Origin of the sequence: Pseudactinotalea sp. Z1739, assembly GCF_049725055.1 — a bacterium.
Classification (GTDB): domain Bacteria; phylum Actinomycetota; class Actinomycetes; order Actinomycetales; family Beutenbergiaceae; genus CALKWS01.
In genome coordinates, this window is the sequence record NZ_JBMPQA010000016.1 from 74,961 (window position 1) to 100,146 (window position 25,186).

The 25,186-nt window shown below is 65.4% G+C and carries 23 protein-coding genes and 1 riboswitch; of the genes, 12 read left to right on the forward strand and 11 right to left on the reverse strand.

What is annotated here, in order from left to right; all coding sequences use genetic code 11:
- Positions 1-156: 156 nt before the first annotated feature.
- Both resB and ccsB read left to right on the forward strand, forming a co-directional pair.
- A complete protein-coding gene (gene resB, locus ACO0LV_RS17315) occupies positions 157-1,668 on the forward strand; it encodes a cytochrome c biogenesis protein ResB (RefSeq protein WP_424789196.1) in 1,512 nt (503 codons plus the stop codon).
- Positions 1,665-2,762 (forward strand): c-type cytochrome biogenesis protein CcsB, encoded by a 1,098-nt coding sequence (gene ccsB, locus ACO0LV_RS17320; protein ID WP_424789173.1) that lies wholly within the window; start codon positions 1,665-1,667, stop codon positions 2,760-2,762. The genes resB and ccsB overlap by 4 nt, the downstream gene beginning before the upstream one ends.
- A 75-nt stretch (positions 2,763-2,837) precedes the next feature.
- Here ccsB and ACO0LV_RS17325 read toward each other — a convergent pair whose 3' ends face one another.
- The 3 genes from ACO0LV_RS17325 to ACO0LV_RS17335 form a co-directional block, all read right to left on the reverse strand.
- Positions 2,838-3,911 carry a heparan-alpha-glucosaminide N-acetyltransferase domain-containing protein gene (locus ACO0LV_RS17325; RefSeq protein ID WP_424789174.1) on the reverse strand — a complete coding sequence of 358 codons (1,074 nt, stop codon included), beginning with the start codon at positions 3,909-3,911 and terminating at the stop codon, positions 2,838-2,840.
- A 138-nt stretch (positions 3,912-4,049) separates the two neighbouring features.
- Entirely contained in the window at positions 4,050-4,625 is a 576-nt protein-coding gene (locus ACO0LV_RS17330) for a CueP family metal-binding protein (RefSeq protein ID WP_424789175.1), read from the reverse strand.
- Positions 4,626-4,846: 221 nt separating this feature from the next.
- Entirely contained in the window at positions 4,847-5,248 is a 402-nt protein-coding gene (locus ACO0LV_RS17335; protein ID WP_424789176.1) for a four-helix bundle copper-binding protein, read from the reverse strand.
- Positions 5,249-5,480: 232 nt separating this feature from the next.
- Positions 5,481-5,629, forward strand: a riboswitch (cyclic di-AMP (ydaO/yuaA leader).
- A gap of 174 nt (positions 5,630-5,803) precedes the next feature.
- Between ACO0LV_RS17335 and ACO0LV_RS17340 the strand changes: the two genes are divergently transcribed.
- Positions 5,804-6,463 carry a C40 family peptidase gene (locus ACO0LV_RS17340; protein ID WP_424789177.1) on the forward strand — a complete coding sequence of 220 codons (660 nt, stop codon included), beginning with the start codon at positions 5,804-5,806 and terminating at the stop codon, positions 6,461-6,463.
- A 111-nt stretch (positions 6,464-6,574) separates the two neighbouring features.
- Here ACO0LV_RS17340 and ACO0LV_RS17345 read toward each other — a convergent pair whose 3' ends face one another.
- The 6 genes from ACO0LV_RS17345 to ACO0LV_RS17370 all read right to left on the reverse strand — a co-directional run bounded on the left by ACO0LV_RS17345 (position 6,575) and on the right by ACO0LV_RS17370 (position 12,588).
- Positions 6,575-7,705 carry an ATP-binding protein gene (locus ACO0LV_RS17345; RefSeq protein ID WP_424789178.1) on the reverse strand — a complete coding sequence of 377 codons (1,131 nt, stop codon included), beginning with the start codon at positions 7,703-7,705 and terminating at the stop codon, positions 6,575-6,577.
- A complete protein-coding gene (locus ACO0LV_RS17350) occupies positions 7,702-8,421 on the reverse strand; it encodes a response regulator (protein ID WP_424789179.1) in 720 nt (239 codons plus the stop codon). The genes ACO0LV_RS17345 and ACO0LV_RS17350 overlap by 4 nt, the downstream gene beginning before the upstream one ends.
- Before the next feature lie 232 nt (positions 8,422-8,653).
- Positions 8,654-10,342 carry an acetolactate synthase large subunit gene (locus tag ACO0LV_RS17355; RefSeq protein ID WP_424789180.1) on the reverse strand — a complete coding sequence of 563 codons (1,689 nt, stop codon included), beginning with the start codon at positions 10,340-10,342 and terminating at the stop codon, positions 8,654-8,656.
- 25 nt (positions 10,343-10,367) lie between these two features.
- Complete coding sequence (locus ACO0LV_RS17360) at positions 10,368-10,730, reverse strand: hypothetical protein (protein WP_424789181.1); 363 nt, start codon at positions 10,728-10,730, stop codon at positions 10,368-10,370.
- A 32-nt stretch (positions 10,731-10,762) separates the two neighbouring features.
- Entirely contained in the window at positions 10,763-11,947 is a 1,185-nt protein-coding gene (locus tag ACO0LV_RS17365; RefSeq protein WP_424789182.1) for an FAD-dependent oxidoreductase, read from the reverse strand.
- Positions 11,944-12,588, reverse strand: a complete 645-nt coding sequence (locus ACO0LV_RS17370) for a TetR/AcrR family transcriptional regulator (RefSeq protein WP_424789183.1) — start codon at positions 12,586-12,588, stop codon at positions 11,944-11,946. Before ACO0LV_RS17370 ends, ACO0LV_RS17365 begins: the two co-directional genes overlap by 4 nt.
- Positions 12,589-12,761: 173 nt before the next feature.
- Here ACO0LV_RS17370 and ACO0LV_RS17375 point away from each other — a divergent pair, with 173 nt between their 5' ends.
- The 8 genes from ACO0LV_RS17375 to ACO0LV_RS17410 all read left to right on the forward strand — a co-directional run bounded on the left by ACO0LV_RS17375 (position 12,762) and on the right by ACO0LV_RS17410 (position 21,268).
- Positions 12,762-14,318, forward strand: coding sequence for an MFS transporter (locus ACO0LV_RS17375; RefSeq protein ID WP_424789184.1), 1,557 nt, complete (start codon positions 12,762-12,764; stop codon positions 14,316-14,318).
- 61 nt (positions 14,319-14,379) lie between these two features.
- Positions 14,380-14,592, forward strand: a complete 213-nt coding sequence (locus tag ACO0LV_RS17380) for a heavy-metal-associated domain-containing protein (RefSeq protein WP_424789185.1) — start codon at positions 14,380-14,382, stop codon at positions 14,590-14,592.
- Between the two features lie 2 nt (positions 14,593-14,594).
- Entirely contained in the window at positions 14,595-15,578 is a 984-nt protein-coding gene (locus ACO0LV_RS17385; protein ID WP_424789186.1) for a heavy-metal-associated domain-containing protein, read from the forward strand.
- On the forward strand, positions 15,568-17,898 hold the full coding sequence (locus ACO0LV_RS17390) for a heavy metal translocating P-type ATPase (protein ID WP_424789187.1): 2,331 nt from the start codon (positions 15,568-15,570) through the stop codon (positions 17,896-17,898). Before ACO0LV_RS17385 ends, ACO0LV_RS17390 begins: the two co-directional genes overlap by 11 nt.
- Before the next feature lie 37 nt (positions 17,899-17,935).
- Positions 17,936-18,217 (forward strand): YHS domain-containing protein, encoded by a 282-nt coding sequence (locus ACO0LV_RS17395; RefSeq protein ID WP_424789188.1) that lies wholly within the window; start codon positions 17,936-17,938, stop codon positions 18,215-18,217.
- Between the two features lie 9 nt (positions 18,218-18,226).
- Positions 18,227-18,607: a DUF1541 domain-containing protein gene (locus tag ACO0LV_RS17400; RefSeq protein WP_424789189.1), complete on the forward strand. Its 381-nt coding sequence runs from the start codon at positions 18,227-18,229 to the stop codon at positions 18,605-18,607.
- Positions 18,608-18,659: 52 nt separating this feature from the next.
- On the forward strand, positions 18,660-20,948 hold the full coding sequence (locus tag ACO0LV_RS17405; protein WP_424789190.1) for a heavy metal translocating P-type ATPase: 2,289 nt from the start codon (positions 18,660-18,662) through the stop codon (positions 20,946-20,948).
- The gene (locus tag ACO0LV_RS17410) at positions 20,945-21,268 is read left to right on the forward strand and encodes a metal-sensitive transcriptional regulator (RefSeq protein WP_424789191.1); all 324 of its coding nucleotides are present in this window, start codon (positions 20,945-20,947) and stop codon (positions 21,266-21,268) included. The genes ACO0LV_RS17405 and ACO0LV_RS17410 overlap by 4 nt, the downstream gene beginning before the upstream one ends.
- A gap of 267 nt (positions 21,269-21,535) precedes the next feature.
- On the opposite strand, the gene ACO0LV_RS17415 is transcribed toward ACO0LV_RS17410, so the two are convergent.
- Both ACO0LV_RS17415 and ACO0LV_RS17420 read right to left on the reverse strand, forming a co-directional pair.
- Positions 21,536-22,786 carry an MFS transporter gene (locus ACO0LV_RS17415; RefSeq protein WP_424789192.1) on the reverse strand — a complete coding sequence of 417 codons (1,251 nt, stop codon included), beginning with the start codon at positions 22,784-22,786 and terminating at the stop codon, positions 21,536-21,538.
- Positions 22,787-22,828: 42 nt separating this feature from the next.
- Positions 22,829-23,194: an ArsR/SmtB family transcription factor gene (locus tag ACO0LV_RS17420; protein ID WP_424789193.1), complete on the reverse strand. Its 366-nt coding sequence runs from the start codon at positions 23,192-23,194 to the stop codon at positions 22,829-22,831.
- A 481-nt stretch (positions 23,195-23,675) separates the two neighbouring features.
- On the opposite strand from ACO0LV_RS17420, the gene ACO0LV_RS17425 reads away from it, so the two are divergent.
- Positions 23,676-25,186 (forward strand): pyruvate formate lyase family protein (locus ACO0LV_RS17425; RefSeq protein ID WP_424789194.1); only part of this gene is annotated, 1,511 nt, incomplete at its 3' end.

Here is a 25,186-nt window from a genome sequence, read left to right on the forward strand (position 1 = left end):
ACCGCGCAGACGTCCGGGGCAACCAGGACCGACCTGGCTGCCCATCAGCGGTCTGCCACGGCAAGTGCGGGCGGGCGAGTTGCGTCGTCGTCGGGTCGTTCCAAGGGATTAGGGGTACGTGGCTGGGCGCGTTGGATGTGGCGCCAGTTGACCAGCATGCGGGTGGCGTTGCTGCTGCTGTTGCTGTTGACGGTGGTGGCCATGCCCGGGGCGTTCTTTCCCCAGCGGCGGGTCGACCCCAACCTGGTGAACCAGTTCTATGCGGACAATCCGACCCTGGCGTCCTGGCTGGACCGGGCGTACATGTTCGATGTGTTCTCCTCGCCGTGGTTCTCCGCGGTCTATCTGCTGTTGTTCACTTCCCTGATCGGGTGCATCGTGCCGCGAAGCATTGCCCATGCCAGGGCGTTGCGGGCCGAACCGACCAAGGTGCCGGCTCGGTTCTCCCGGTTTCCGGTGCGCTCCCAGCGCTTGGTGCACGCAACTCCTGAACAGGTGCGTGCGCGCCTGCATGAAGGCATGGGACGGCGCTACCGGACCAGATTGGGCACCGAGAACAAGCCCAGGCAAGGCGCGGTGCATACTATCTCCGCTGAGCGCGGGTACGGCAAGGAGACCGGCAATATCATCTTCCATCTAGCGTTGGTGGGGCTGCTGGTGGTCACGGCCTGGGGGGAACTGGTGCATTACCGGGGGCAGGCGATGATCACCGAGGGATCCACCTTCGTCAACTCTGCGCTGGACTATGATTTCTTCGAGGCCGGGGCGTTGTTCGACGTCGATGCGGTGGACCCTTACCGGATCCGTCTTGATGAGTTCGTGCCGGAGTTTACCGTCGATGCCCAGGCCCGGGACTTCACCGCCTACGTCACCTTGTTCGAGACCGACGGTACCACCAGCGAGCCGACGATCCGGGTGAACCACCCCCTGAGCGTGGGCGGGTCGCGGGTGTATCTGATGGGCAACGGGTTCGCCCCGGACCTGACCATCATCGATGCCAGCGGGCAGGTCGCCCACGACGGGCCGGTGCCGTTCATTCCGGCCGATGATGACCCGGGGTATGGCTCCACCGGGGTGGTGATGGTGCCCTCTGCGAATGACGGGGAGTTGCAGTTGGCGTTCAATGGCTCGCTGCTGCCCACCGCAGCGCAGGATGCGGAGGGTGCCTATGTGTCCTCGATCCACCCGCTACCGATGGACCCGGTGATGCTGCTGCAGATGTACACCGGGGACTTGGGCCTGGACGAGGGCGTGCCGCGCAATATGTTCGTGCTGGACACCGATGGTCTGGAGCAGGTCACCACTACCGGGCAGGACGGCACCGAAGGTCCGGTGCAACTGGAGCTGCGCCCGGGCCAGAGCGTGGACCTGCCCGACGGGCAGGGTACGTTGACCTTCAACGACCTGCCCCGGTTCGTGGCGTTGGACCTGCGTTATGACCCGGCCCCGCTTTGGCAGGGGATCTTCGCCACGCTGGCTTTCGGCGGGTTGATCGCCGCGCTGTTTCTGCCCCGGCGGCGGATCTGGGTGCGTCTGGTGCCCGGGGAGCGGGGCACGACAGTGGTGCATGCCGCAGCATTGGCGCGCAATGACGACTCAGGTCTGCGCGGTGAACTTGATCGGGTCCTGAGTGTATTGCCCGGTCCGGGCGCAAGGGAGAAAAAATGAACGAGCAACTGGGCACGATTAGCACGTTGTTGATTTACGGCACCATCAGCGCCTACGTGGTGGCGATGGTGGGCTTCGCGGTGGACCTGTCCGGGTTCGGCAAGGGGGCAGACCCGGGCCGGGCCCGCAAGGCGGTGGGCATCGCGATGAGCACCAGTTGGCTCGGGCTGATCTTTCACGTCGGGGCAGTGGTGCTGCGCGCGATCGCCGCCGAGCGGGTGCCGTGGGCGGACATGTATGAGTTCACCCTGATGTCGACGATGTTCACCATGGTGGTGTTCATGGTGGTCAACCGGCACAAGGATGTCCGTTACCTGGGGACGCTGGTCTTGCTGATCAACGTGGTCGCGCTGCTCATTGCTATCACGCTGCTGTACACCGTCGCCGACGGGGTGCAGCCGCCACTGCAGTCCTACTGGCTGGTGATCCACGTATCGGTTGCCTCGCTGGCGACCGCGTTGTTCTGCGTGGGCGCAGCACTGTCAGTGCTGCAACTGGTGCGTGGAGGTGACGAACGACGGCGGGAAGCCGAGCATGCCCAGTCCGGCGGATCAAGGCGGCAGCCGTTAGGCGGCCGCGGTGTCGAGGGCCGTAGCGGTGCGCACGGTGCTCGCACGGGCGGTGCTAGCGCAGGCGCCGACGGCACCCGGGGTGCCACGCTGGTGGCGCAGGAGGCACAGCCCACCGAGGGTGAAGTCGCATCGATGGACCTGGGCGGACAGGAGCCACAGACGTTGCCGGCCCGGCCCACGTTCTGGTCCCGGCTGTTGGACGCCTTCCCCGCAGAGGAGACCCTGGAGCGATTGTCCTACCGGCTGAACGCCGTGGGCCTAGTGGGCTGGACCTTCGTGCTCATCACCGGATCGATCTGGGCCGAGTACGCCTGGGGCCGGGCGTGGGGCTGGGACCCCAAGGAGGTCGTCTCGCTGATGGTGTGGATCATCTATGCCGCATACTGCCACGTGCGGCTGACCACCGGCTGGAGCAAGAAGGCCTTCGCCTACTTCTCCCTGGCCGGGTTCGCGGCACTGATGTTCAACTACTACGGCGTGAACATTTTCATCAACTCCCTGCACTCCTACGCCGGGGTCTGAGCGGGCAACAACTGCGTTCGTCGGGTAGGGGCCAATGGCGGTGACATGGCGGGTCAGTGACGAGGGGCCAGTTCGTCACCGGCGCCACAGCCGCAACGCTGCCTCCAGTGGGCCGCGGGAGAAGAAGTGCCGCCAGGCCACCGCCGCTCCTACCAGCACCAGTGCCATCACCGCGGTGATGGCCAGACCGTCCTGGGCGGTCTGCGGCCCGGGACGCACCACCTGCGCGATGGCGAACAAGTGGACCACATACACCGTCAGCGCCAACTGCCCCGTGGCCACCAGCGGCCAACCAAAGCGGCCCAGGTAAGGCAGCACCAATAGTGTCAGGGCCAGCACCGCCACGGCCGAGGCGCTGCCCCGGATCAGCCACAACGGCATCTGCGAATGCGCCGCCGCCGAGAGGAACCAGTCCACAGCCGGCTCTCTACCGGGCCGCCCCAGGAACACTTCCAGCACCCGGGAGCCGAGTTCGGCAATCAAGGTCAGCACCACTGCCGCCACAGTCAGCCGTATCTGGACCCACCGGTCGTGCAGCCGCAACCGGCCTAGCCACATCCCGAATAGGAACGGCGCGAGCCAGGTGATCACCGGGTAGGGCCCGGTCAGCAGTGTCGAGGCCACGATCTGCCCCGGCGCGTCCAGCATCGTGGCAGGCTCGCGGTCGAAGACCTCACCGGTTCGCAGTTGGACACCCAGCCACACCAGTGGCCCAGCGGCAACTGCCACGATCGAGGCGGTCAGCAGCAGCCCGGACGGTGCCCGCACCACCACCAGTCCCACGAGGAAGAGCACCGCATAGGTGGTCAGGATGACATCAGAGCCATGACCCGCTAACTGAGTACTCAACCCGATCAGGCTCAGCAGAACCGTCCGCCACAACACCTGCCCCCACGGCAGCGCGCCACCGTCACGGGCTCGCCGGGTCAGCAACGAGTACCCGATCCCGGCCAGCAGCACGAACAACAATGAGGCCCGCCCGTGCGGCAACCGCATGACGAGCCCAGCAATGCCGTCGTCATACAGCGGACCGATGTTGACCGCGACCATGCCCACGATGGCCAGCGCCCGTGCCGCGTCCAGCCCGGTGACCCGGCCATGGGGTGCGCTGGCATCCGGGGAGGCGCCTGCCGTGTGCGCCGCGCTCACCGATGCGCCATCCTGCTGCTCCGCCCTGGCACAGGTTGTGACCGCGCCCATCCAAGTGTCATGTCGACCCGGTGAAGGGACCCTGGGCCGACTAGGTGCGAGGCCCTCTGAGCCCCTCCGCGGCCGGCCCGGGCGTTCCTACGTCAGTTGGAGGGTGGTGAGGCAGGTCGCGCCCTCGTCGGTGGTGGAGAAGTCGGCTGACCCGGTCAGGCCGTCATAGTGAACCTCAATGGTGCCCTGGACATCGCGCGGCAACCAGAAGCCGGCGAAGCCGTTCGCATAGGTCGTCACCTCTTCATCGATGAGCACCTCGCCTGTTGCATCGTCGAGGATCCGCACCTGGAGGTCCTCGTCGGTCAGCTCACCCTGGCATGTGGTCAGGCTGTGGTAGAAGCACTCGTGAGTCTGGTTCACGTAGGGGGCTACGGAGAGGTAGAAACGGTCCTCGGGCATGGGCAGGGTAAGTTCTTGCTGCCCATCGGAGAACATCAGTTCATCGGCTCGGATGGAGGCCATGTAGTCGGTGGGGCGTTCGGGCCCACCGAGTCGATCGAGGTGGTCGATCATCTCCGCGACCTCCATGCCGGCCAGGTCATGGGTGGCGAGGAACTCGGCTTCATCACCCTCGGTGGTTGGCTCGGAGGCCGGATCCGCCGAGGAGCAGCCGGCGAGGATCAGCACCAGCGCCCCGACGATCGCCGCAATTCTTTTCACGTTCTTCCACCTGTCCTATCAGTCCCGGCGCATCTTCTGACCAGCACGGCAGCAGGTCATACTTACCAAGGATTCTTGCCGATCAACTGGGTCATCGTAGGCAACTGCTGCTGCCGAGAGTTTAGGTCTTTCGTCCCGGACCCAGGCGGAGCCTTCCTGCGGCGCCTATTTGAATCGCCCCAGCAGGCCGTTCTGGGCCGGCGCGGGCGCAAGTAGCCCTGTCAACTGATGGTGGCGAGGAGTTCGTTGCAGGCTTCCTCGCAGGCTCGGCACGCCTCTGCGCAGATGCGGCAATGGTCATGGGCCTGTGCGTGACGGGCGCACTCATCGCCGCAGGACTGACAAGCCTGGGCGCAGGCCTGCAACTGAGCACGGATGAGGTTAGCGTCATGACCGGTTTGTCGGGACAGCATGCGGGCCGTGGCATCGCAGATGTCGGCGCAGTCCAGGTTGGTACGTATGCACGTGCGCAACTCGGCAACCATTTCCTCGCTCAGACAAGCGTCTGCGCAGGCGGTACACGCCTGGGAACAGGCCACGAGGGCATCGATCGTTCGGGCCAGTAGATCCCGGTCCAGAGTGATCTGGGCAGGGTGGGCATCCATCATCTCTGCGGTTCTCATTGTCGCTCCCGTTTCGATAACCATCACAGCATTGGCTCTCGACGTTACGACAGCAGCGGCAGGCATGCAGCCGGCGAGGCGGGGTGTGACGATGAAGGTTTGATGAAGTATTCCGGTAATCCCGTGATCAAACCGTGATCTGAGGATTTGCGGTAGGTACTGTCACTCTTGCTCCCCGCGCCGTGCGGGAAGCCCACAAGCGGACGCCGAACCCTGCCACCGCACCGTGGTCATCGATTAAACGCCGGGCAGGGGCGGGGGACCCAACCGTCGGTGCGCGAGCACCTAGGGGTGAAGTCCCGCCTGGGAAGCCAGGTGAGACCGGGTGAATCTCCAACCCGAACCCGACAGCTGACCTCGTAGGCGACTTGGAGAATCGAATTGACTGAACCAACAACCGGCGCCCGACACCGTGCGGCCTGCCGCCCCTCCACCCCACTGACCGTTCTTGGTCACGCAGTCACTGGGACCACCGGCAGACGGGCGCTGGCCGTCTTTGCCTCCTCCGGCTTGGCGCTCACCATGGGCGCCTCCAGCGCTGTAGCCCTCCCCCAGGTGTCGAGTTCGAGTTCCGGCGTTGGCTCCCTGGCCAACGTGGTGCTCGACGCCGACCTCGACAAGGTGACCACCTCACCGACCGTCTCGGTCGATGCAGACATCGCCTGGGACTTCGCCGCCGCCGAGGTCTCCTCCGAAGCCCCGCCCCCTCCCCCGCCGCCAGAGCCGGTCATCACCGCGCCGCAGCGCCCCACCCAGGACGCCGCCCCGGCCTCCCGCACCGGGCAGCGCACCGAGCAGCCGGCTCAACAGCCGGAGCAGCAGGCCGAGGAGCAGGCCGGGGAAGGCTCGGGCGGGTCCAGCGAGCAGGTCGCAAGCACCTCTTCCGGTTCTGCGGTCGTGGACGTCGCCCGACGCTATGTAGGCACCCCGTATGTGTGGGGCGGCTCTACCCCGGCGGGTTTTGATTGCTCGGGCTTCACCGCCTATGTCTTCGCCCAATTCGGGGTAAGTCTGCCTCGGACATCCGGTGCCCAGGCGGGTGCCGGACGCATTGTCTCGGCAGCCGAAGCCCAGCCGGGTGATCTGGTGGCGTGGCCCGGTCACGTGGGCATCTACACCGGCAATGGCAACAACATCGCCGCCCGAAACCCCGGCACCGCGCTGTACGAGGGACCCATCTTCCATAACAACCCCACGTTCATCCGCGTGCTCTGAGCGCAGATCTCAGCACTCTGCATCGGCCCGCCCTGCCCCAGGGGCGGGCCGATGCTCGTGCTGTGGGTGCCGACGAGGACGCATCCCTTGAGGTGCCCATTGGAGTTGATATCAAGCCTGTGAATGCTGACGACTTAACGGCAGTTCGATAGTGAACACCGCGCCGTGGCCAAGCCCCGCGCTGTCCGCTCTCACACTGCCCGCATGGGCCTGGGCGATGGAGTGGCTGATGGCAAGGCCGATCCCCGACCCTCCGTGCGCGCGGTCACGAGCAGCATCGGCACGGTAGAAGCGCTCGAACAGGTGGGGCAGATGCTCGGCGGCTATTCCGCTGCCATTGTCCTGCACCCACAAACGCAGGCGCGATCCAATCCGGTCGGCGCCCAACTGGACCTGACCTCCCTTGGGGGTGTGCCGCACGGCGTTGTCCAGCAAATTTGTCAAGACCTGCCCGAGCCGGTCAGGGTCGGCGGTGATGACCGCCTGGCGTTCTGACCTTGTGGCCACGATCGCCAGGTCAATGTCCTTGCTAGTGCACTTCACGCTTGCCTGTGCTGCGGCGTCTTCGAGCAGGTCACCGACCCGCACCAGCTGCCATCGCATTTCTAAGCGTCCCTCGCTAGCGGCAGTCACCAGGGCCATGTCCTGGGCCAGACGGGCAAGTCGTGCCACCTGCTCACGCAGCATGACTATGGTCGGTTCATCAGCCGGCACGACACCGTCCACAATCCCTTCGAGGTAGCCATCCAGCGTCGCCACCGGGGTGCGCAATTCATGAGCCAGGTCGCCCAACATGCGAGTGCGGGTCTGTTCGATCCCACCAAGGTCGGTGGCCATGGTGTTGAACGCGCCGGCGAGGTCATCGAACTGCGCACCCATGCGGACCGCTGGCACATGGGCGTTGTAGTCACCGCTGGCGACCTTCGCTGCTGCTTGGCGGAGGCGTTCTAACGCCATGGTGATGCGTCGAGTAAGGAAAATGCTGACCAGCACTGACGTCAGGAGAGCGACGAGGAGCGCCAGGGACAGAGACAGGGTCCATGCCGTGGTGAAGGCTTGCCTTGCGTGCGCCACGACCTCGGAGTCAGCGGGCTCGGCCATGAGCATGTGATCGTGGAAGAGCATTGGCCCGATCACCGAGGCCACAGCCCATGCTGTCCCGGCGGCCACCAAGAGGACCGCGACGATCGCTGCCAGGAGCCGAGCACCCAGCCCCCACTGTTTTCGCGGCCGCTTGGTCATGATCCCGTTCCCATTCGGTAGCCGACCCCCCGCACAGTGCGGACGAACCTCGGCGCGGATGCCTTGTCGCCGAGTTTGCGCCGCAGATGCCCGATGTGAACATCGACAAGGTTGTCATCGCCCACCCAATTGGGCCCCCACACCGTCTCGATGAGTTGGCGCCGGGAAAAGACCATGTCCGGGCGCCCCGCCAGCGCTGCCAGGACGTCGAACTCAGTGCGCGTCAATTGGACACTCTTTCCGTCGAGGAACACTTCCCGCCCCAGAGCGTCAACGGTCAATGGCCCGAACGACGCCACTGCGCCATGGTGGCCCGGTGAGTTCTGCCGCGGACGACGCAGCATCGCCCGCACCCGTGCCACGAGTTCACGCGCGCTGAACGGCTTGGTCACATAATCATCGGCGCCCACCGACAGGCCGATAAGTTTGTCTACCTCCTCCACGCGAGCGGTGAGCATGATGATGTAGCAATCAGAAAACACCCGCACCCTCCGGCACACCTCGATGCCATCGAGGCCAGGCAGACCAAGGTCCAGCAGCATCACCCCAGGGCGCCACTGCTGCGCACGCTGTACCGCGTCATCACCGTCCCCGCAGGTCTGGACCTCGAAGCCATCGCGCTCCAGATAGTTCGCAACCAATCGCGCCAAGGGGGCTTCGTCATCGACGACCAGAACCCGGGGCAGGTTCACTTCCGAATGAGCAAGTGAAGTCATGACTCCATAGTGAACCAAGTAGACCGTCACTAAAAGCGTGAGTGTCCCCACCATCCTCGGGCAGCACCGAGGCGATGACGGCCTGGAAGGCTGGAGTGAACGTCGCCGATGCCAACTGGAGCAGGAAGATGAGGATGTAGATCTGCCAGGCCTCCGCCACAAACGGAAGGGGACACGGCGACCGCGGCCAGGATCAGGTCCGTCCTGCCAGGTTCAGGAGATCAGTGCGGGTTCACGATCGTGTCGTGTGATGGACAGGCCTATCGGCCGTGTCTTGATGGGTTGCGGTTTCGTGCTGTAGTTCGTCGATGAGGACCCTGGTGTTCTCGGAGTAGTCCACGGGCACGGCGAGGAGTTGCACTCCGCCCTGTGTGAATGCGTGCTCCAGGGCGGGGCCGAGTTGTGCAGCGTCGGTGACGTGGGTGCCGGTCGCGCTGTAGGCCTGTGCATAGGCGACGAAGTCTGGGTTGTCGAACGTCATTCCGTAGTCGGTGAACCCGTCGACGGCTTGCTTCCAGCGGATCATGCCGTAGGCGTGGTCTTCGAGGATCACGACGACGAGGTTGAGGCCGAGCCGCACGGCGGTTTCGAGTTCTTGACTGTTCATCATGAACCCGCCATCGCCGCAGACGGCCATCACGCGACGGCCCGGGTGCAGGAGCGAGGCCATGATCGCAGACGGCAGTCCGGCTCCCATTGCGGCTAGTGCGTTGTCGAGCAGAAGCGTGTTCGCTGTGATGGTGCGGTAGTTCCTGGCGAACCAGATTTTGTACATCCCGTTATCCAGGGCGACGATGCCGTCATCCGGCATGACCTGACGGACCTCGTGCACGATGCGCTGCGGGGTCAGCCGATCTTCGGTCGCCCGGTCGGCGACGTTCGCGAGGATGCCTTCACGCAGCGGGAGCAGCGCTTGGGCGTGGGGCACCTTGCCATCCAGCCGGTCTGTGAGGGCGTGCAGGGTGTGGTGGAGGTCGCCGATGACCTCGACCTGCGGGACATAGACCTCTTCGATGGTGGCGGGCTGGTAGTCGAGATGAACGATGGTCTGCCCGCGGGAGTGCATGGTGAACGGGGGTTTTTCGACGGTGTCGTGGCCGATGGTGATGATCACGTCGGCCTGGTCGATGGCCTCGTGCAGGTAGTCGCCCTCGGTCAGGGCCGCGGTGCCCAGGTAGAGGTCGGTGCACCCGGAGACGGTGCCCTTACCCATCTGCGTGGTGAAGAACGGGATCCGCATGCGCGCAACGAACTCCGACAGGGCGTGGGTGCATCGTGGCCTGGCGGCGGCAGCACCGAGCATGATCAAGGGGCGCCTGGCGCCCGAGATCACGTCCGCGGCTGCGGCGATCACGTCGAGGCTGGCGACGGGAAGAGTCGCAGGGGTGGGCGGGATGAGATCGACCTGAGGTGCGGTGGCGGCGGCGAGATCCTCGGGAAGTTCGAGGTGGACCGGGCCGGGTCGTTCGGCCTGTGCGACTCGGAAGGCCTCTCGGATCACGGTGGGGATGGTGGGAGGCGAGATTATCTGCTTGGTCATCTTGGTCACGGGTGTCATCGCGGCGATCGTGTCGACGATCTGGAACCGTGCCTGCGCGGCGGTGAGGATGCTCTTTTGCCCGGTGATCATGACCATAGGCATCGCACCGAGCAGCGCGTATGCCGCGCCGGTGGAGAGGTTGAGCGCTCCTGGGCCGAGGGTGGTCAGGCACACCCCGGGACGGCCGGTCAGGCGTCCGTGGGTGGCGGCCATGAAGGCGGCTGCCTGCTCGTGGCGGGTCAGTATCAGTTCGATACCAGAGCGGCGGATCGCTTCGAGGAGGTCGAGGTTCTCTTCGCCCGGTATTCCGAAGATGCGCTCGACGCCTTCGTTCTCGAGAGCTTTGACCAGCAGGTCTGATGCGGTGTGTGTGTTGGGCATGATGCGGCTGTCCTCCTTGGCTTCGTCAGGTGAGTTGCAGGGTGGTGAGGCTGTGGAAGTGGCAGTCATGGGCCTGCTGCAGATACGGGGCGAGGGAGAGGTAGAACTCGTCCTCGGGCAGCGGGATCGAGGATTCGTTCCCCTCGCCGTCGAAGGGCACGAGCGAATCGGGTTCGACCGAGGCGATCAGACCCTCGAGGCGGATCGCATCGAGGTGCTCGGTGATCTCTCGCCCGTCGAGCCCGTTGAGCTCATACTCGGCAAGCCAGCTCTCGGCGATGTCGGTGGTGGCCGAGGCGGCGCCGGTGGAGCAGCTGGCGGTGAGCAGCGCTGCTAACAGGACCGCGATGATCGTGGTGACGGTTCGGGTGGTGGACTGTTGAGGCATAGGTCTGCGCTCGTGTCTGACTCAGGCGGGCACTACGGGGTTGTGGGTTCGGGTGGCTGGTGCAGGCGGGGTGCCCACTCGCGGACGAGCGCGACGGCGTCGAGTCCTGTGGCCGCGACCGGGGCGCCCTCGTGTTCGTGGATGACTAGCACCGGGTCGGTGGAAGCCAGTCGTGTTGTGGTGCCAAGGCCAGTGTGGCCGGCTCCGGCGAGGATGTGTCCGTAAATGCTGGAGGTAAACGTCGAGAACGGCCGATAGACACCGGGGGCGTCACCGAGGCCGTGGTCGTGCAGCAGGGTGCGTGCGGCGTGGGTGCCTTGGGCTGCGGCATCGTCCCAGTGGTCAATCCGGTAGGTGCCGAGGCTGGGGTGCTCGTGGAGGGCGACGCCGCCGGCGGCGTAGATACGCTGCCCTGGTGCTTCGCGCAGGCGGAGCTGGTCGTCGACCGGTATTCCTTCTGGTCTGTTCCAGGGTGAGGGGGCTGTCGGGAGGGTGCCGTGGGCGATGATCGCCAGATCGCCTTCGACCCGCTCGCCACTGTCGAGAACGATGGTGATGTGGTCGGGGTGGGTGCGCACGGCTTGGATGGTGGCGCCCAGGTAGGTAGCGCCCCGAGCGCGATGCAGTTCCAGGAGTTCACCGGCGATGTGCTCACCGAAGGTTGAGGAGCCAGGCAGAGTTGAGCGGCTAATCAGTGCGACTTCGTGCCCGGCGGTGCTCAGCAGTGAGGCGGTCTCTGCCGCGAGCAGTCCACCGCCGAGGATCAGGACACGGGCCGAACTGTGGAGCGCGGCGATCTGGTCGCGGACACCGGCGGCATCGGCGAGCGAATGCAGGGTGGTGAGCCTGCCGGTGGCCATGGCCTCGTCGCGCCCAAGGACATTCTCGCCCAGGGTGCGCGGCCTACTGCCGGTGGTGACGATGAGACCGTCGTAGGTGCGGCTGTCGCCGGAGGAGAGGTCGACCTGGCGGGTGCGCGGGTCGATACCACGCACGGTGTCGGCCACCAGAGTTGCGCCGGTCTTCGGCAGTGCGCTCTGCTCGGGTGTGAGCAGACCGATGGCCACCCCCTTGTTGACCAGGGTGCGGTTGAACGGTTGCTCCCCGGTGCGGGTGAGCAAGTCAATCTGCGCTTCAGGTACGGCGGCTTGCAGGGACTTTGCGGCAGCGGCTCCTGCCGCGCCCGCTCCGATGATGCCAATAGTTTGCGGCCTCATCGCGGTTCCTGCGGCTGGGCGTTGGTGAAGGCGGGCAGCAGGATCGCGCCAATGAACCAGGGGGCGTCGTCGGGGCTGAGTCTTCCGGTGCGTACTTCCTCGGCGGCACCATTGAGCACGACGTGGGTGGTGGTCAGCAGCCACGACACGGGCAGGTCGGCGCGGAAGGCACCCTCGTCCTGGCCGCGCAGCAGTAGGCCGCGCATACGGGCCTCGGACTTCTCGTGCAGTTCACGGATACGGGCCGCGGACAACTCCTTCTGGGCCGTGGCCAGCAACGCGCGGGATTGGTCGACGAACACCCAGCTGGAGGTCACCAGCCGCTGAAACGCCTCGCGGGCATCCCCGTCGAGCGGCACCTCGCTGAGCACGTCCTCGGCGCGTTCGAGACTCTCCACCAGGGCGGCCTCAATCAGTTCGGCACGGTTCTGGAAGTGCCCGTAGAGGGTCTGACGGCCCACGCCGGCCTCGGCGGCGATATCAGCGACCGAAGCATCGGGGTTCTTCCGAATCGCGGTGACGGTACCGGCCAGGATCTTGGCTCGGTTGCGCAGGGCATCAGCCCGCTGGTTCGCCGCGCCACGCCTGCCGGCACCGGTCGGCGGGCGCTCACGATTCGTGGTGGTCTTCTTCGTCACCATTGCTCCACCTTTTATCTCAGACAGGAATGTATGAGATAGTCTACCCGTTACAAGTCGTACGCGCATGTATGAGTTTGCGTGTGGGTGAGCCGACAGGTCGCTCGAGACAGGCAAGGAAGGAGCACGAGAGCCATGAGAACGACAATCACGACACGCGCAGGAGTTGAGCGATCATGAACCAGACCGAAGCACCGGCTCCCACGGCGGGAGCGAAGCAGTGGTGGGGGCTGGCCGTGCTGGTCACACCCTCGACGCTGCTGTTCATGATGCTGACGATCCTGTTCCTGGCAGCGCCGAACATGGCCGCCGATTTGAATCCAACGAGCACGCAACTGCTGTGGATTCTGGACATCTACGGGTTCGTCATGGCCGGGTTCCTGGTCGCCATGGGCGTGCTCGGAGACCGGATCGGTAAGCGTCGGTTGATGGTGATCGGCGCGATCCTCTTCGCGGGCACCTCGATCGCGGCCGCACTCACGACCAGTCCGGAACTGATGATCGCCTGGCGTGCGCTATTAGGACTGGCCGCCGCCATGATGATCCCAGCCACCCTGGGGTTGATCTTCGTGCTGTTCGCCGATGCGAAGCAGCGCGGCGTCGCCATCGGAGTGTGGGCCGGCGGCATCTCCGCCGGTGTGGCGCTTGGCCCGCTGCTTTCCGGCCTGCTATTGGAGGGCTTCGGCTGGCAGGCCACGTTCTTGGTGGCGGTGCCGATCATGGCGCTGGTGGTCATCGGTGCTCCGCTGCTGCTGCCCGAGCACAAGGACCCCACAGCACGGATCGATCTGTTCAGCGCCCTGCTGCTGGTCGGCGGTCTGCTGGCGATCATCTACGGCATCAAGCGCTTCGCCGCCCAGGAGCCTGCCGGCCCTTCGGTCGCCCTGTTGGTCGCAGGTGCCCTGGTCGGGTTGTGGTTCGTCATCCGTCAGCTGCGGGCCGAGAAGCCCCTGCTGGATGTGCGGCTGTTCGCCAACCCCACCGTGAGCGGAGCGCTGGCGGTGTTCTTGCTGTCCGCGGCGGCGCTGGGTGGGGTGTACTCACTGTTCACGCAGTACCTCCAGCAGGTCCAGGAACTCTCACCCCTGCAGGCAGGGCTCTCGATTCTGCCGGCGGCGGCGGTGCTGATCGTGGTCGCCACGCTCTCGCCGGTCTTCGCTCGCAAGTTCCGGCCCGGCAATGTGATCGCGATTGGCCTGTTGACCCAGGTGGTCGGTTACATCCTATTCACCCAACTCGACGCCAGCACCGGGCTGGCGCTGGTGATCGCGAGTTTCGTGATCACCTACCCCGGCGTGGCCCCCTCGATGGCGCTCACCACGGACCTGGTGGTCAGTTCCGTGCCGCCGGAGAAGGCCGGTGGCGCTTCCGGGCTTGCGACCACGGCGAATGATCTGGGCATCTCACTCGGTGTCGCGGTGATCGGTAGCGTTGGTATCGCCGCTTACCGGGGTCAGATCGGCGGGCTTCTGCCCGATGGCCTGCCCGCCGATGCTGCCGCGGTGGCATCGGACAGCGTCGACGGGGCCATGGCCACCGCAACTGAGTTGCCCGGCTCGCTGGGCGAGCAGCTCATCGCAGCCGCGCAGGAAGCCTTCACCGGCGGACTGAACACCGCCGCGATCGTCTCCGCCGTCATCGCCGCCGTGGCGGCAACCATCGCGGCCACCCGCCTGCGCCACGTCCGCCCCACGGGAGAGGCACAGCAGGCCGAGGAGATCAGCACCAGTTGACCCATACCCCCTATAGGTATAATCTCGAACGACCCGTACACAGATGAAGGAGCTACATACTATGGCAACCACGACCGAGTACCAGGTGACCGGGATGAGTTGCGGGCACTGCGAGACCGCGATCGGCGCCGAGGTTTCCGAGATCGCCGGGGTGACCGGGATCGAGGTCAGTGCCCAAACCGGGCGTCTGGCGGTGACCGCCGAGCAGCCCGTCGAAGATGCCGCGGTGATCGCCGCCGTTGACGAGGCCGGCTACACCGCCGTCAGAAACTGAGCATGAAGGCCCCTGCACGGCTGGGCCTGTACGGGCTGGTCCTCGTGGTCGTGTTCGCCGTGGCTGGATTCACGGCGAACGCCGTCATCCCCGAGGACACCGTGCAGGCCTGGGTCGAAGAGACACCAGAAGACCATCATGGACAAGGAGACGATGAGATGAACAGCGGCGGGCACGAAGCTCATGGGGCTGACGCAGCCTCTCTTGGCCTCGGCCTAGCCCAGGACGGCTACCAACTCACGGAGGTGGGCACACCCGACCATACCGGCACCGAGGACGAACTGACCTTCGCGCTGACCGGACCCGACGGACAGCCAGTGACCGACTTCGAACTCGAGCACGAGCAAGAGATGCACCTGATCGTCGTCCGCGCTGACGGGCAGCATTTCCGCCACGTGCACCCCAAACGTGACGAAGCCGGCACCTGGTCGATCCCTTGGGAATGGGCCGCCGCCGGCACCTACCGGATCTTCGCCGACTTCGTACCGGCCCAGACCGGCGAGGGCATGACCCTGTCGACCGCGGTGCAGGTTGCCGGTGACTACGACCCGGCACCGGCCGATCACCCGGTCACCGAGGCCGCGGTGGACGGTTTCGATGTGGCCGTCGAGGGCGACCTTGTTGCCGGGAGGGCCTCCGACCTGACCATGACGATCACCCGCGAAGGTGAACCCGTCACTGAACTGGAGCCCTACCTGGGTGCCTTCGGGCACCTGGTGGCCCTGCGTGATGGGGATCTGGCCTACCTGCATGTCCACCCGCACGGGGATGCTCCCGAGGCCGGTGAGACATCGGGTCCGGAGATCGTCTTCGAGGCCACCGCGCCCACCGCGGGCCGGTACCTGCTGTACCTGGACTTCCAGGTCGACGGGCAAGTCTACACCGCCGCCCTGGTGATCGACACCACCACCGGCGATACCACTGGCAATAACACCGACAGCGGCGACTCGGACACCGGCGAGGAAGGAGCCGACCATGACCACTGAGCACACCAGCACCGAAGTGAATCTCACCGGCGTTGAGTTGAAGATCGGTGGCATGACCTGCGCCTCGTGCGCGAACCGAGTCGAGAAGAAACTCAACAAACTCGACGGGGTCCATGCGAGCGTGAACTACGCGACCGAGAAGGCAACCGTCACCGCTCCTGCCGGCTATGACCCCCAGTTGCTGATCGCCGAGGTGGAGAAGACCGGCTACACCGCCGAACTCCCACCCTCTGCCAAGGACAACTCCAGCGCCTCTGGTGATGAGAGCGAATCGTCCGAGGATGCTGAGATCAGGGTGCTCAAGCAGCGCCTGATCGGCGCGGCGGTCCTGTCGGTGCCGGTCATCGCGATGGCGATGATCCCGGCGTTGCAGTTCGACTACTGGGGCTTCGCCTCCCTGGTCCTGGCCACACCGGTGGTGGTGTGGGCGGGCTGGCCCTTCCACAAGGCCGCCTGGGCCAACCTTAAGCACGGGGCGGCCACCATGGACACCCTGATCTCGGTGGGCACGACCGCCGCGTTGATCTGGTCGATCATCGCCCTGTTCTTCGGCACCGCCGGGCAGCCAGGCGTGGTGCACCCCTTCGAATTCACGATCTCCCGCTCCGATGGCCTCGGGCACATCTACCTGGAGGTCGGGGCCGGGGTGATCACCTTCATCCTACTGGGCCGCTATTTCGAGAAGCGCTCCAAGCGTCAAGCTGGGGCAGCCCTGCGTGCCCTGATGGAACTCGGGGCGAAAGAAGTCTCCATCCTGCGAAACGGGCAGGAGGAGCGGGTCTCTATCGATGAGCTCTCCGAAGGCGACGAGTTCGTGGTCCGTCCCGGTGAGAAGATCGCCACCGACGGGGTGATCACCTCGGGTAACTCCGCAATTGATGCTTCGATGCTGACCGGCGAGTCCGTGCCGGTGGAGGTCACAGTGGGTGACCCGGTGACAGGGGCCACGGTCAATGCTGGTGGCCGCCTCGTGGTCAAGGCCACCCGGGTGGGTTCGGACACTCAGTTGGCGCAGATGGCCAAGATGGTCGAGGACGCCCAGTCCGGCAAGGCCGAGATCCAACGGCTGGCCGACCGGGTCTCGTCGGTATTCGTGCCCGTGGCCATTGCGGTCGCGATCGCCGCCCTGGGTGCCTGGCTCGGGGCCGGGTTCCCGGTCAGCGCCGCCTTCACCGCCACGGTCGCGGTGCTGATCATCGCCTGCCCCTGCGCCCTGGGCCTGGCGACACCGACCGCGCTGCTGGTCGGCACCGGGCGTGGCGCGCAGATGGGCGTGCTCATCAAGGGCCCGGAGGTGCTGGAGTCCACCCGAAAGGTCGACACCATCGTGCTGGACAAGACCGGCACCGTCACCACCGGCAAGATGACCCTGACCGAGACGATCACCGCCGACGGGGTGGACCGCGAGGACCTGCTGCGTATCGCCGGCGGCCTGGAGGACTACTCCGAGCATCCCATCGCCCGGGCCATCGCCGCCGGAGCCACCGCGCAGGTGGGCGAACTGCCAACCCCGGAGTCCTTCGAGAACATCGAGGGCAAGGGTGTCCAGGGCGTGGTCGATGGTCACGCGGTGCTCGCCGGCCGCGAGACGCTGCTGAATGACTGGTCGATGTACCTCGACGAGCACCTCAAGGCCGCCAAGCAGGCCGCAGAGGCCGAGGGCAAGACCGCGATCGCCGTCGGCTGGGACGGTGCCGCCCGGGGTGTGCTGGTCGTCTCCGACCAGATCAAGCCCACCAGCGCTGAGGCCATCTCTCAGTTCAAGGAGTTGGGTTTGACTCCGGTGCTGCTGACCGGGGACAACCAGACCGTGGCCGAGCAGGTCGCCTCCGAGGTCGGCATCGACCAGGTCATCGCCGAGGTGTTGCCCAAGGACAAGGTCGACGTCGTCGCCCGCTTGCAGGACGAGGGCAAGGTCGTGGCGATGGTCGGTGACGGGGTGAACGACGCCCCGGCTCTGGCGCAGGCTGACCTCGGTCTGGCGATGGGCACCGGGACTGACGTCGCGATCGAAGCCGCCGACATCACCCTCGTGCGCGGAGACCTGCGAGCTGCCGCGGATGCGATCCGCCTGGCACGCAGGACGCTACGCACGATCAAGCAGAACCTGTTCTGGGCCTTCGGGTACAACACCACCGCGATCCCGATCGCCGCCTTCGGACTGCTCAACCCGATGCTCGCCGGCGCGGCCATGGCCTTCTCCAGCGTGTCCGTGGTCACCAACAGCCTACGGCTGCGCAGGTTCAAGGCCAAAGCCGACCAGCACACCACCCCGGACGCCTCCGAAACCGCACCGGCACGCGAGCCGGTGAACACCTGACGCATCGTCGTCGACACCAGAGAAGGGAACACAGAAGATGACTGCACACGACCACCACGCCCACAACCACGGCGACCACAGCCACGGGGATACTTCTGGCGGCTGCAGCGGACACGCGCCCAAGACCGAAGACCTCGCCGCAGCGCAGGGTGACGATGTTACCGAATGTCTAGTGATGCCCGGGACCCCGGTGATCAAGTCACAAGCCGAAGAGGCAGGGCTCTACCGCGACTACCAGGGCCAGCGGTATTGGTTGTGCTGTGACGCCTGCGGGCCGCTATTCGACGCCGATCCCGACCGGTACGCGAACGCGGCTTGAACAATCAGTATGAGCGATTCCGGGCTTGCCGAGGTGACAGATCGGCCCCGATTCCTCGGTATTCGAAGAACACCGGACCACGGCGGTGATCACGGTGATGAGGACACCGACCCTCACGAGGATATGGACCACCTGGCAGACGGCGGGCCGGTGCCCGAGGGCATGACCGAGCCCGCCGACCCCGAATACCCGGTGGGCAGCGAAGTGAGGTGGACGGCTGACCACATGGAAGGCGTGGAGGGAGTGACGGCCACGATCGCATCATCAACCGAGGAGACCGGCTACGTCGTCAACCATGAAGCTGACGGAATGACGAGGACCAACCACAAATGGGCCGTCGAGAGCGAGATCGACCCCGATGCCCGAGCGGGCCCCGCACAGAGCCAGTAGCGCTCTGTGATGAGGTGCCAGCCGTGCATCGAAGAGGAGGAATGAGACCGGTATGAGCAACCAGCACAATGCGCACGCCCAGCACGAGGGGCAGCCCGATCACCACAACCACCGGGCCAATCCCGGTCACGACCACCAGCATGAGGCTCACCACCAGCACGAGAATACCCACGATGGGCATACCGGGCATGAACACCACGGCGGTCACGACCACGAGGGCCACGAAGGTCACGGGCACGAAGGTGAGCACCACGCTGGTCATGAAGCACATGGCGGGCACGCGGGGCACGGCCACGGCGATCACGGTGACCATGTCGGGCAGTTCCGGCGGCTGTTCTGGATCATGCTCCTGCTGGCGGTGCCGGTCGTGGGCTTCAACCACATGTTCGCCGACTTGCTCGGCTACCAGCTGCCCGATGCCGCGTGGGTGTGGTGGGTCTCCCCGGTGCTGGGCACGATCATCTATGTCTGGGGTGGTCAGCCGTTCCTGACCGGCGCGGTCTCAGAGATCCGCGCCCGCCAGCCTGGGATGATGTTGTTGATCGGGTTAGCCATCACGGTGGCGTTCATTGCCTCCTTAGGTGCAAGCCTTGGCCTTCTGGACCACGAACTGAACTTCTGGTGGGAACTGGCGCTGCTGGTGGTCATCATGCTGTTGGGCCACTGGATCGAGATGCGGTCGCTGGCCCAGACCACCTCGGCGCTGGATTCCTTGGCTGCGCTGCTGCCCGATGAGGCCGAGAAGCTTCAGGGTGATGACATCGTCAAGGTGGCACCGGGCGACTTGGTGCTCGGCGATGTGGTGATCGTGCGGCCCGGATCGTCGGTGCCGGCTGATGGCAGGATCGTGGACGGTTCGGCCAGTATGGACGAGTCGATGATCACCGGTGAGTCCAAGGCGGTGCGTCGTGATAACGGTGACCAGGTGATTGCCGGCACCGTCGCTACCGATTCCGGCCTGCAGGTAGAGGTCACCGCCATTGGCGATGACACCACCCTGGCAGGGATCCAGAAACTGGTTTCCGATGCCCAGTCCTCCTCTTCGCGGGCGCAGCGCATCGCCGATACGGCCGCGGGTTGGCTTTTCTGGTTCGCCCTCGGTGCGGGCCTGATCACTGCGATCGTGTGGTCTTTGCTGGGCGTGCCGGATGCTGCGGTGGTCCGGACCATCACCGTGCTGGTGATCGCCTGCCCGCACGCTCTGGGTCTGGCGATTCCGCTGGTGGTCTCGATCGCCACCGAGCGTGCCGCACGCGGTGGGGTGCTGGTGAAGGACCGGCTCGCGCTTGAGTCGATGCGGACAGTGGATTCCGTTCTGTTCGACAAGACCGGGACCCTGACCAAGGGAGAGCCCACGGTCTCCGGCGTCGAACCGGTCGGGCAGCGCAGTGCAGATGAGGTGCTGGCACTGGCAGCGGCCGCAGAGTACGCAAGTGAGCATCCCTTGGCCAAGGCGATCGTGGGCGCCGCACGCGACCGCGACCTGCACCTTGCCAGTGCCCAGGACTTCTCCTCCTCTCCGGCAGTCGGAGTTAAGGCCACCGTCGAGGGCGCTGCCATCGAGGTGGGAGGCCCGTACTTGCTGGACCAGCACAGCCTGAGCGAACTGGCTGTCGTAGAGGACTGGCGAGCCGAGGGTGCCATCATCCTGCACGTGATAGCCGACGGGGAAATCATCGGGGCACTGCGCCTTGATGATGAGATCCGCCCGGAGTCCCGTGATGCTGTCGATGCGCTGCACGCTGCAGGTGCTCAGGTGGTGATGATCACCGGGGACGCCCAGGCGGTTGCCGATACGGTGGCCGCTGAACTAGGCATCGACCGGGTCTTTGCAGGTGTGCGACCGGAAGACAAGGCAGCGAAGGTCGAGGAACTGCAGAGCGAGGGCCGTAAGGTGGCGATGGTCGGGGACGGTGTCAATGATGCCCCTGCACTGGCTCAAGCAGACGTGGGCATCGCGATCGGTGCCGGGACCGATGTGGCGATCGGGTCCGCAGGGGTGATCCTGGCCTCCTCCGATCCCCGTTCTGTGCTTTCAGTGATCGACCTGTCCCGAGCCAGTTATCGCAAGATGAAGCAGAACCTGTGGTGGGCTGCGGGCTACAACCTCGCCGCAGTCCCCCTGGCCGCTGGTGTACTCGCACCGATCGGGTTCGTGCTGCCGATGAGCGTCGGTGCCATCTTGATGTCTGCGTCCACCGTCGTGGTGGCGCTCAATGCCCAACTGCTACGCCGCTTGGACCTGGAGCCGGCTGTCAGCACCGCCAAGTTCCTCGACCAGGCCCCGGCCGAACGATCGGCCACCAACACCAGTGCAAAGACTCATCAGGAGCAGAGATGACTACCACAGCAACCTCACCGCAGTCCCGAGAAGAACCTGGTCACGGCTACATCAGCGACAAGCACCGCTACCTCGCCCGTCTCAAGCGCATCGAAGGGCAAGTCCGCGGCATCCACCGAATGGTCGACGAAGAGATCTACTGCATCGACATCCTGACCCAGGTCAGCGCCGCAACCTCCGCCCTGGAAAACGTGGCGCTCGGCTTGCTGGAAGACCACCTCAAGCACTGCGTCGTCGGTGCGGCCAAGGCCGGCGGAACCGAGGCCGAAGAGAAGATCAAAGAGGCCTCGCAAGCGATTTCCCGACTCGTCAAGTCCTAGAAGGAGGGCTCGTGGGCACCACCCGCACAGTTCTCAGCACCCTCACTGGACTCCTCACCAACGCGTTGGCGACTGAACTCTTCAGCGCGGCACCACGAGCGTCTCGAAACGGCTGCGAATCCAGCATCACGGCAGTTCCAACGCATTGGGCCCTCGAGATCACGATCCGCGCCAGGGCGCGTTGTTGACCCCATCCCGGTGCACCTGACACAGGCGTGGGCGAGCCGTAACCCTACTCAGGTCGATCGTGACCAAGCCAGCCTCAGTTCATCCAAGCCCGACCGAGTCGTGCTGCTTGGAGACCCGATTCGCGGGGCGCGATGCGCGTACCCACGCCACGACAGCCAAGACGGTTCCGAGAACGCCTATGACGCCCAGAACGAGGGCGATCGCGGGCATGCCGATGCTCGCGCCAAGGATGCCTGCCAGGGGGTAGGTGATAAGGAAGCAGGCGTGGGATAAAGAGAACTGCGCGGCGAACACCGCGGGCCGGGTCTGCTCGGTGCTATTGCGGCGCAGCAGCCGCGCGGAGGGGGTGAGGATGGCCGAGGTCGCGGCCCCGAGCAGTACCCACACCGTCAGTAGCGCGAGCCACTGCGCAGTGCCGTCCATCCACGCGATCACCCCCGCCCCGGTGAGCAGAATGAGCGGCAGGGCGATACCGCCAGTGAGCATGACCCGTTGGTCAGGCAGGGTGTCGAGGAGTTTGGGCATCCCGAGGGCGACAAGCATCGAACCCCCGCCGTAAGCGCCGAGCATCAGGGCGACATCGGCTTGGGAGCGGCCCAGATCGCCCTGGACGAGGACGACGGTGTTGACAATCACCATCGCGGTGGTGGTCGCGACGACGAGGTTTAGCCCCATCAGGCCCCGCAGTTCGCCGCTGGCCCAGAAGGCGCGCGCACCCCGGGTGAGGCGCTCGAAGAACGGCGAGGGTGGCGGTGCTTCGATGTGCGGGAAGCGGGAGGCGATCACCAGGGCCGCCGAGGCGAGGAACCCGAGCACGGTTCCGACGAAGAGGTTGTGGTAACTGATGACTGTGAGCAGGAGGGCGGCGAGCATCGGACTCACGAGTGATTCCAGGTCGTAGGCCAGCCGTGACAGCGAAAGCGCGCGAGTGTACTCCCCCTCATCGGGCAGCACCGAGGGGATGACGGCCTGAAACGCTGGAGTGAACGTCGCCGACGCCGACTGGAGCAGAAAGATCAGGATGTAGATCTGCCAGGCCTCCGTCACGAACGGAAGAGATACGGCGACCGCGGCCCGGATCAGGTCGGCCCCGATGAGCAGTGCTTTGCGGGGCAGACGCGCGGTCAGTGCCGTAGCGATGGGCGAGACGGCGACGTAGGCGACCATCTTGATCGTCATTGCTACCCCCATCACGATCCCGGCGTCACCGCCGGCGATGTCGAAGGCGAGCAGCCCGAGCGCAACGGTGAGCAGGCCCGTGCCGAGCAGTGCGATGACCTGCGCGCTGAACAACTTCGCGTAGGTCGGGTTCCGCAGGACGGCGATCATGAGGTCGGGCCTAACAGGTCGAGAATGAACAATGCGACAGCCCTACTGCGGGGGCGGGTGATGGTGCGGCGGGATCTGTCCGTTCGCCACGGCGTGCTCGGCCTGCTTGATCGCCTCGACCACCAGTGCCACGGCATGCTCATCGGTGAGGCGGTAGAGCACGCTCGTGCCCTCCTGACGGGTCGTGACCATCCGCGCCATCCGCAGCCTGGCGAGGTGCTGGGAGACCCCGGACGGCTTCTTACCCACCAGTTCGGCCAGCGCGTTCACCGGGAGCTCCTCAGCCTGCCGCAGCGCGAGCACGATCCTGATTCTCGTCGGGTCGGACAGGATGCCCAGCACCTCAGCCGCCAGGTCGACGTACTCCGATGACGGGTCCATCCCGCAAGACTTAGTGCCTGCATTCATACGCAGACACTAACACGCGCCGTGTGGCACTGTCCGCGGACGGGGGATCCCTTCGTACCACGTTCCATAACTCTCCCCCTCGGACGAAAACCTGGCAACACGCTGACATCGGGGTTCTACCGTGAATTCGGCGGCGATCGAAACCAATCTCCGGAGCGTCCGGCGTGTTTTCTCCAGCGATGTAAAGGAATCAGGCAACGGGGCTTGTCCCACGCAACGGTGTGCTACCCGGGCGCGATCCAACTTATGCCACCCGTATGAATCCACCGAAGACGAACCTTCTAGTTACAACGACGCGGGTGCTCGGCTTCGCAGACTGCACGGAGAACGGGTCGCTGGCACACAAGCCGTACCCCGTGGGGAATTTCGTGCCCCATCGGCTGTTTGCGTCGGGCGCGGTTGTCGCGGGCCGTTAGTCCCAGGCCTTTGCTCTCCGTTGCCCGTAGCCTGGAGGCATACGACCACTTTGGGATGTGACACCATGACGACCTTCGACGTCCAGCCCGATCTCCAGCCCGCGTGGCGTGGGTTCGCCGAGGGGCCGTGGACACGGACGATCAACGTGCGCGACTTCATCGCACGCAACTACCAGCCGTACCACGACGGGCCGGAGTTCCTGGCCGGTCCCACCACCAAGACCAGTGACCTATGGGAGACCCTGGAGCGCGACTACCTGTCCGTGGAGCGAGAGCGGCGGGTCTATGCGGTGGACACCACCACCCCTGCAGACATCGACGCGTTCGCTCCCGGGTACATCAGCGCCGACGATGACGTCATCGTCGGGCTGCAGACCGATGTCCCACTGAAGCGCGCGATGATGCCGGCCGGCGGCTGGCGGATGGTGGAGACCGCGATCGGTGAGGCCGGCGGCGAGGTTGATGAGCGGATCAAGGAGATCTTCACCAAGTACCGCAAGACCCACAACGACGCGGTGTTCGACATGTACACCCCACGGATCCGCTCGGCGCGTTCGGCGCACCTGATCACCGGGCTGCCGGACGCCTACGGGCGCGGCCGGATCATCGGTGATTACCGGCGGGTGGCCCTGTACGGCGTCGATGCGCTGATCGCGCAGAAGACCCAGGCGCTAGCGGATCGGGCCGGAGATGGATTCTCCGAGGAGTGGGCCCGGTCCCGAGAGGAGCACGCCGAGCAGATCAAGGCCCTCCGTAAACTGATCACGCTGGGCACCCAGTACGGGTTCGATCTGACCCGCCCGGCGGCCGATGCCCGGGAGGCGGTGCAGTGGACGTACCTGGCCTACCTGGGGGCGATCAAGTCCCAGGACGGTGCCGCGATGAGTTTCGGTCGGCTCTCCGGGTTCTTCGACATCTACATCGAACGTGACCTCGCCGAAGGGGTGCTGACCGAGAGCCAGGCCCAGGAACTCATCGATGCCCTGGTGATCAAGTTGCGGATCGTACGGTTCCTGCGCACGAAAGCCTACGATCAGGTCTTCTCCGGAGACCCCTACTGGGCCACTTGGACCGACGGCGGGCTGGGTGAGGACACGCGGACCATGGTCACCCGCACCTCCTTCCGGCTGCTGCAAACGTTGCGCAACCTGGGCCCGGCACCGGAGCCGAACATCACGGTGCTGTGGGACGAGTCGCTGCCGTCGGCCTACAAGGACTTCGCCGCAGCGATCAGCGTGGAGACATCCTCGCTGCAGTACATCTGCGATGACCACGTGCGAGAGCATTTCGGTGACGACGCGGCGATCGCGTGCTGTGTCTCGGCGATGCGCATCGGCCGGCAGATGCAGTTCTTCGGGGCCCGGATGAATATCGGCAAGACGTTGCTGTACGCGCTGAACGGCGGCCGGGACGAGAGGTCCGGTCAGTTGGTGGTGCCCGGCTTCGAACCGGTGGCCGGGACCGGACCACTGGACTACGAGGAGGTCTGGGCGAAGTTCGACGCCATGCTCGGTTGGGTGGCTGAAACCTACGTCGAGGCACTCAACATCATCCACTACAGCCACGACAAGTACGC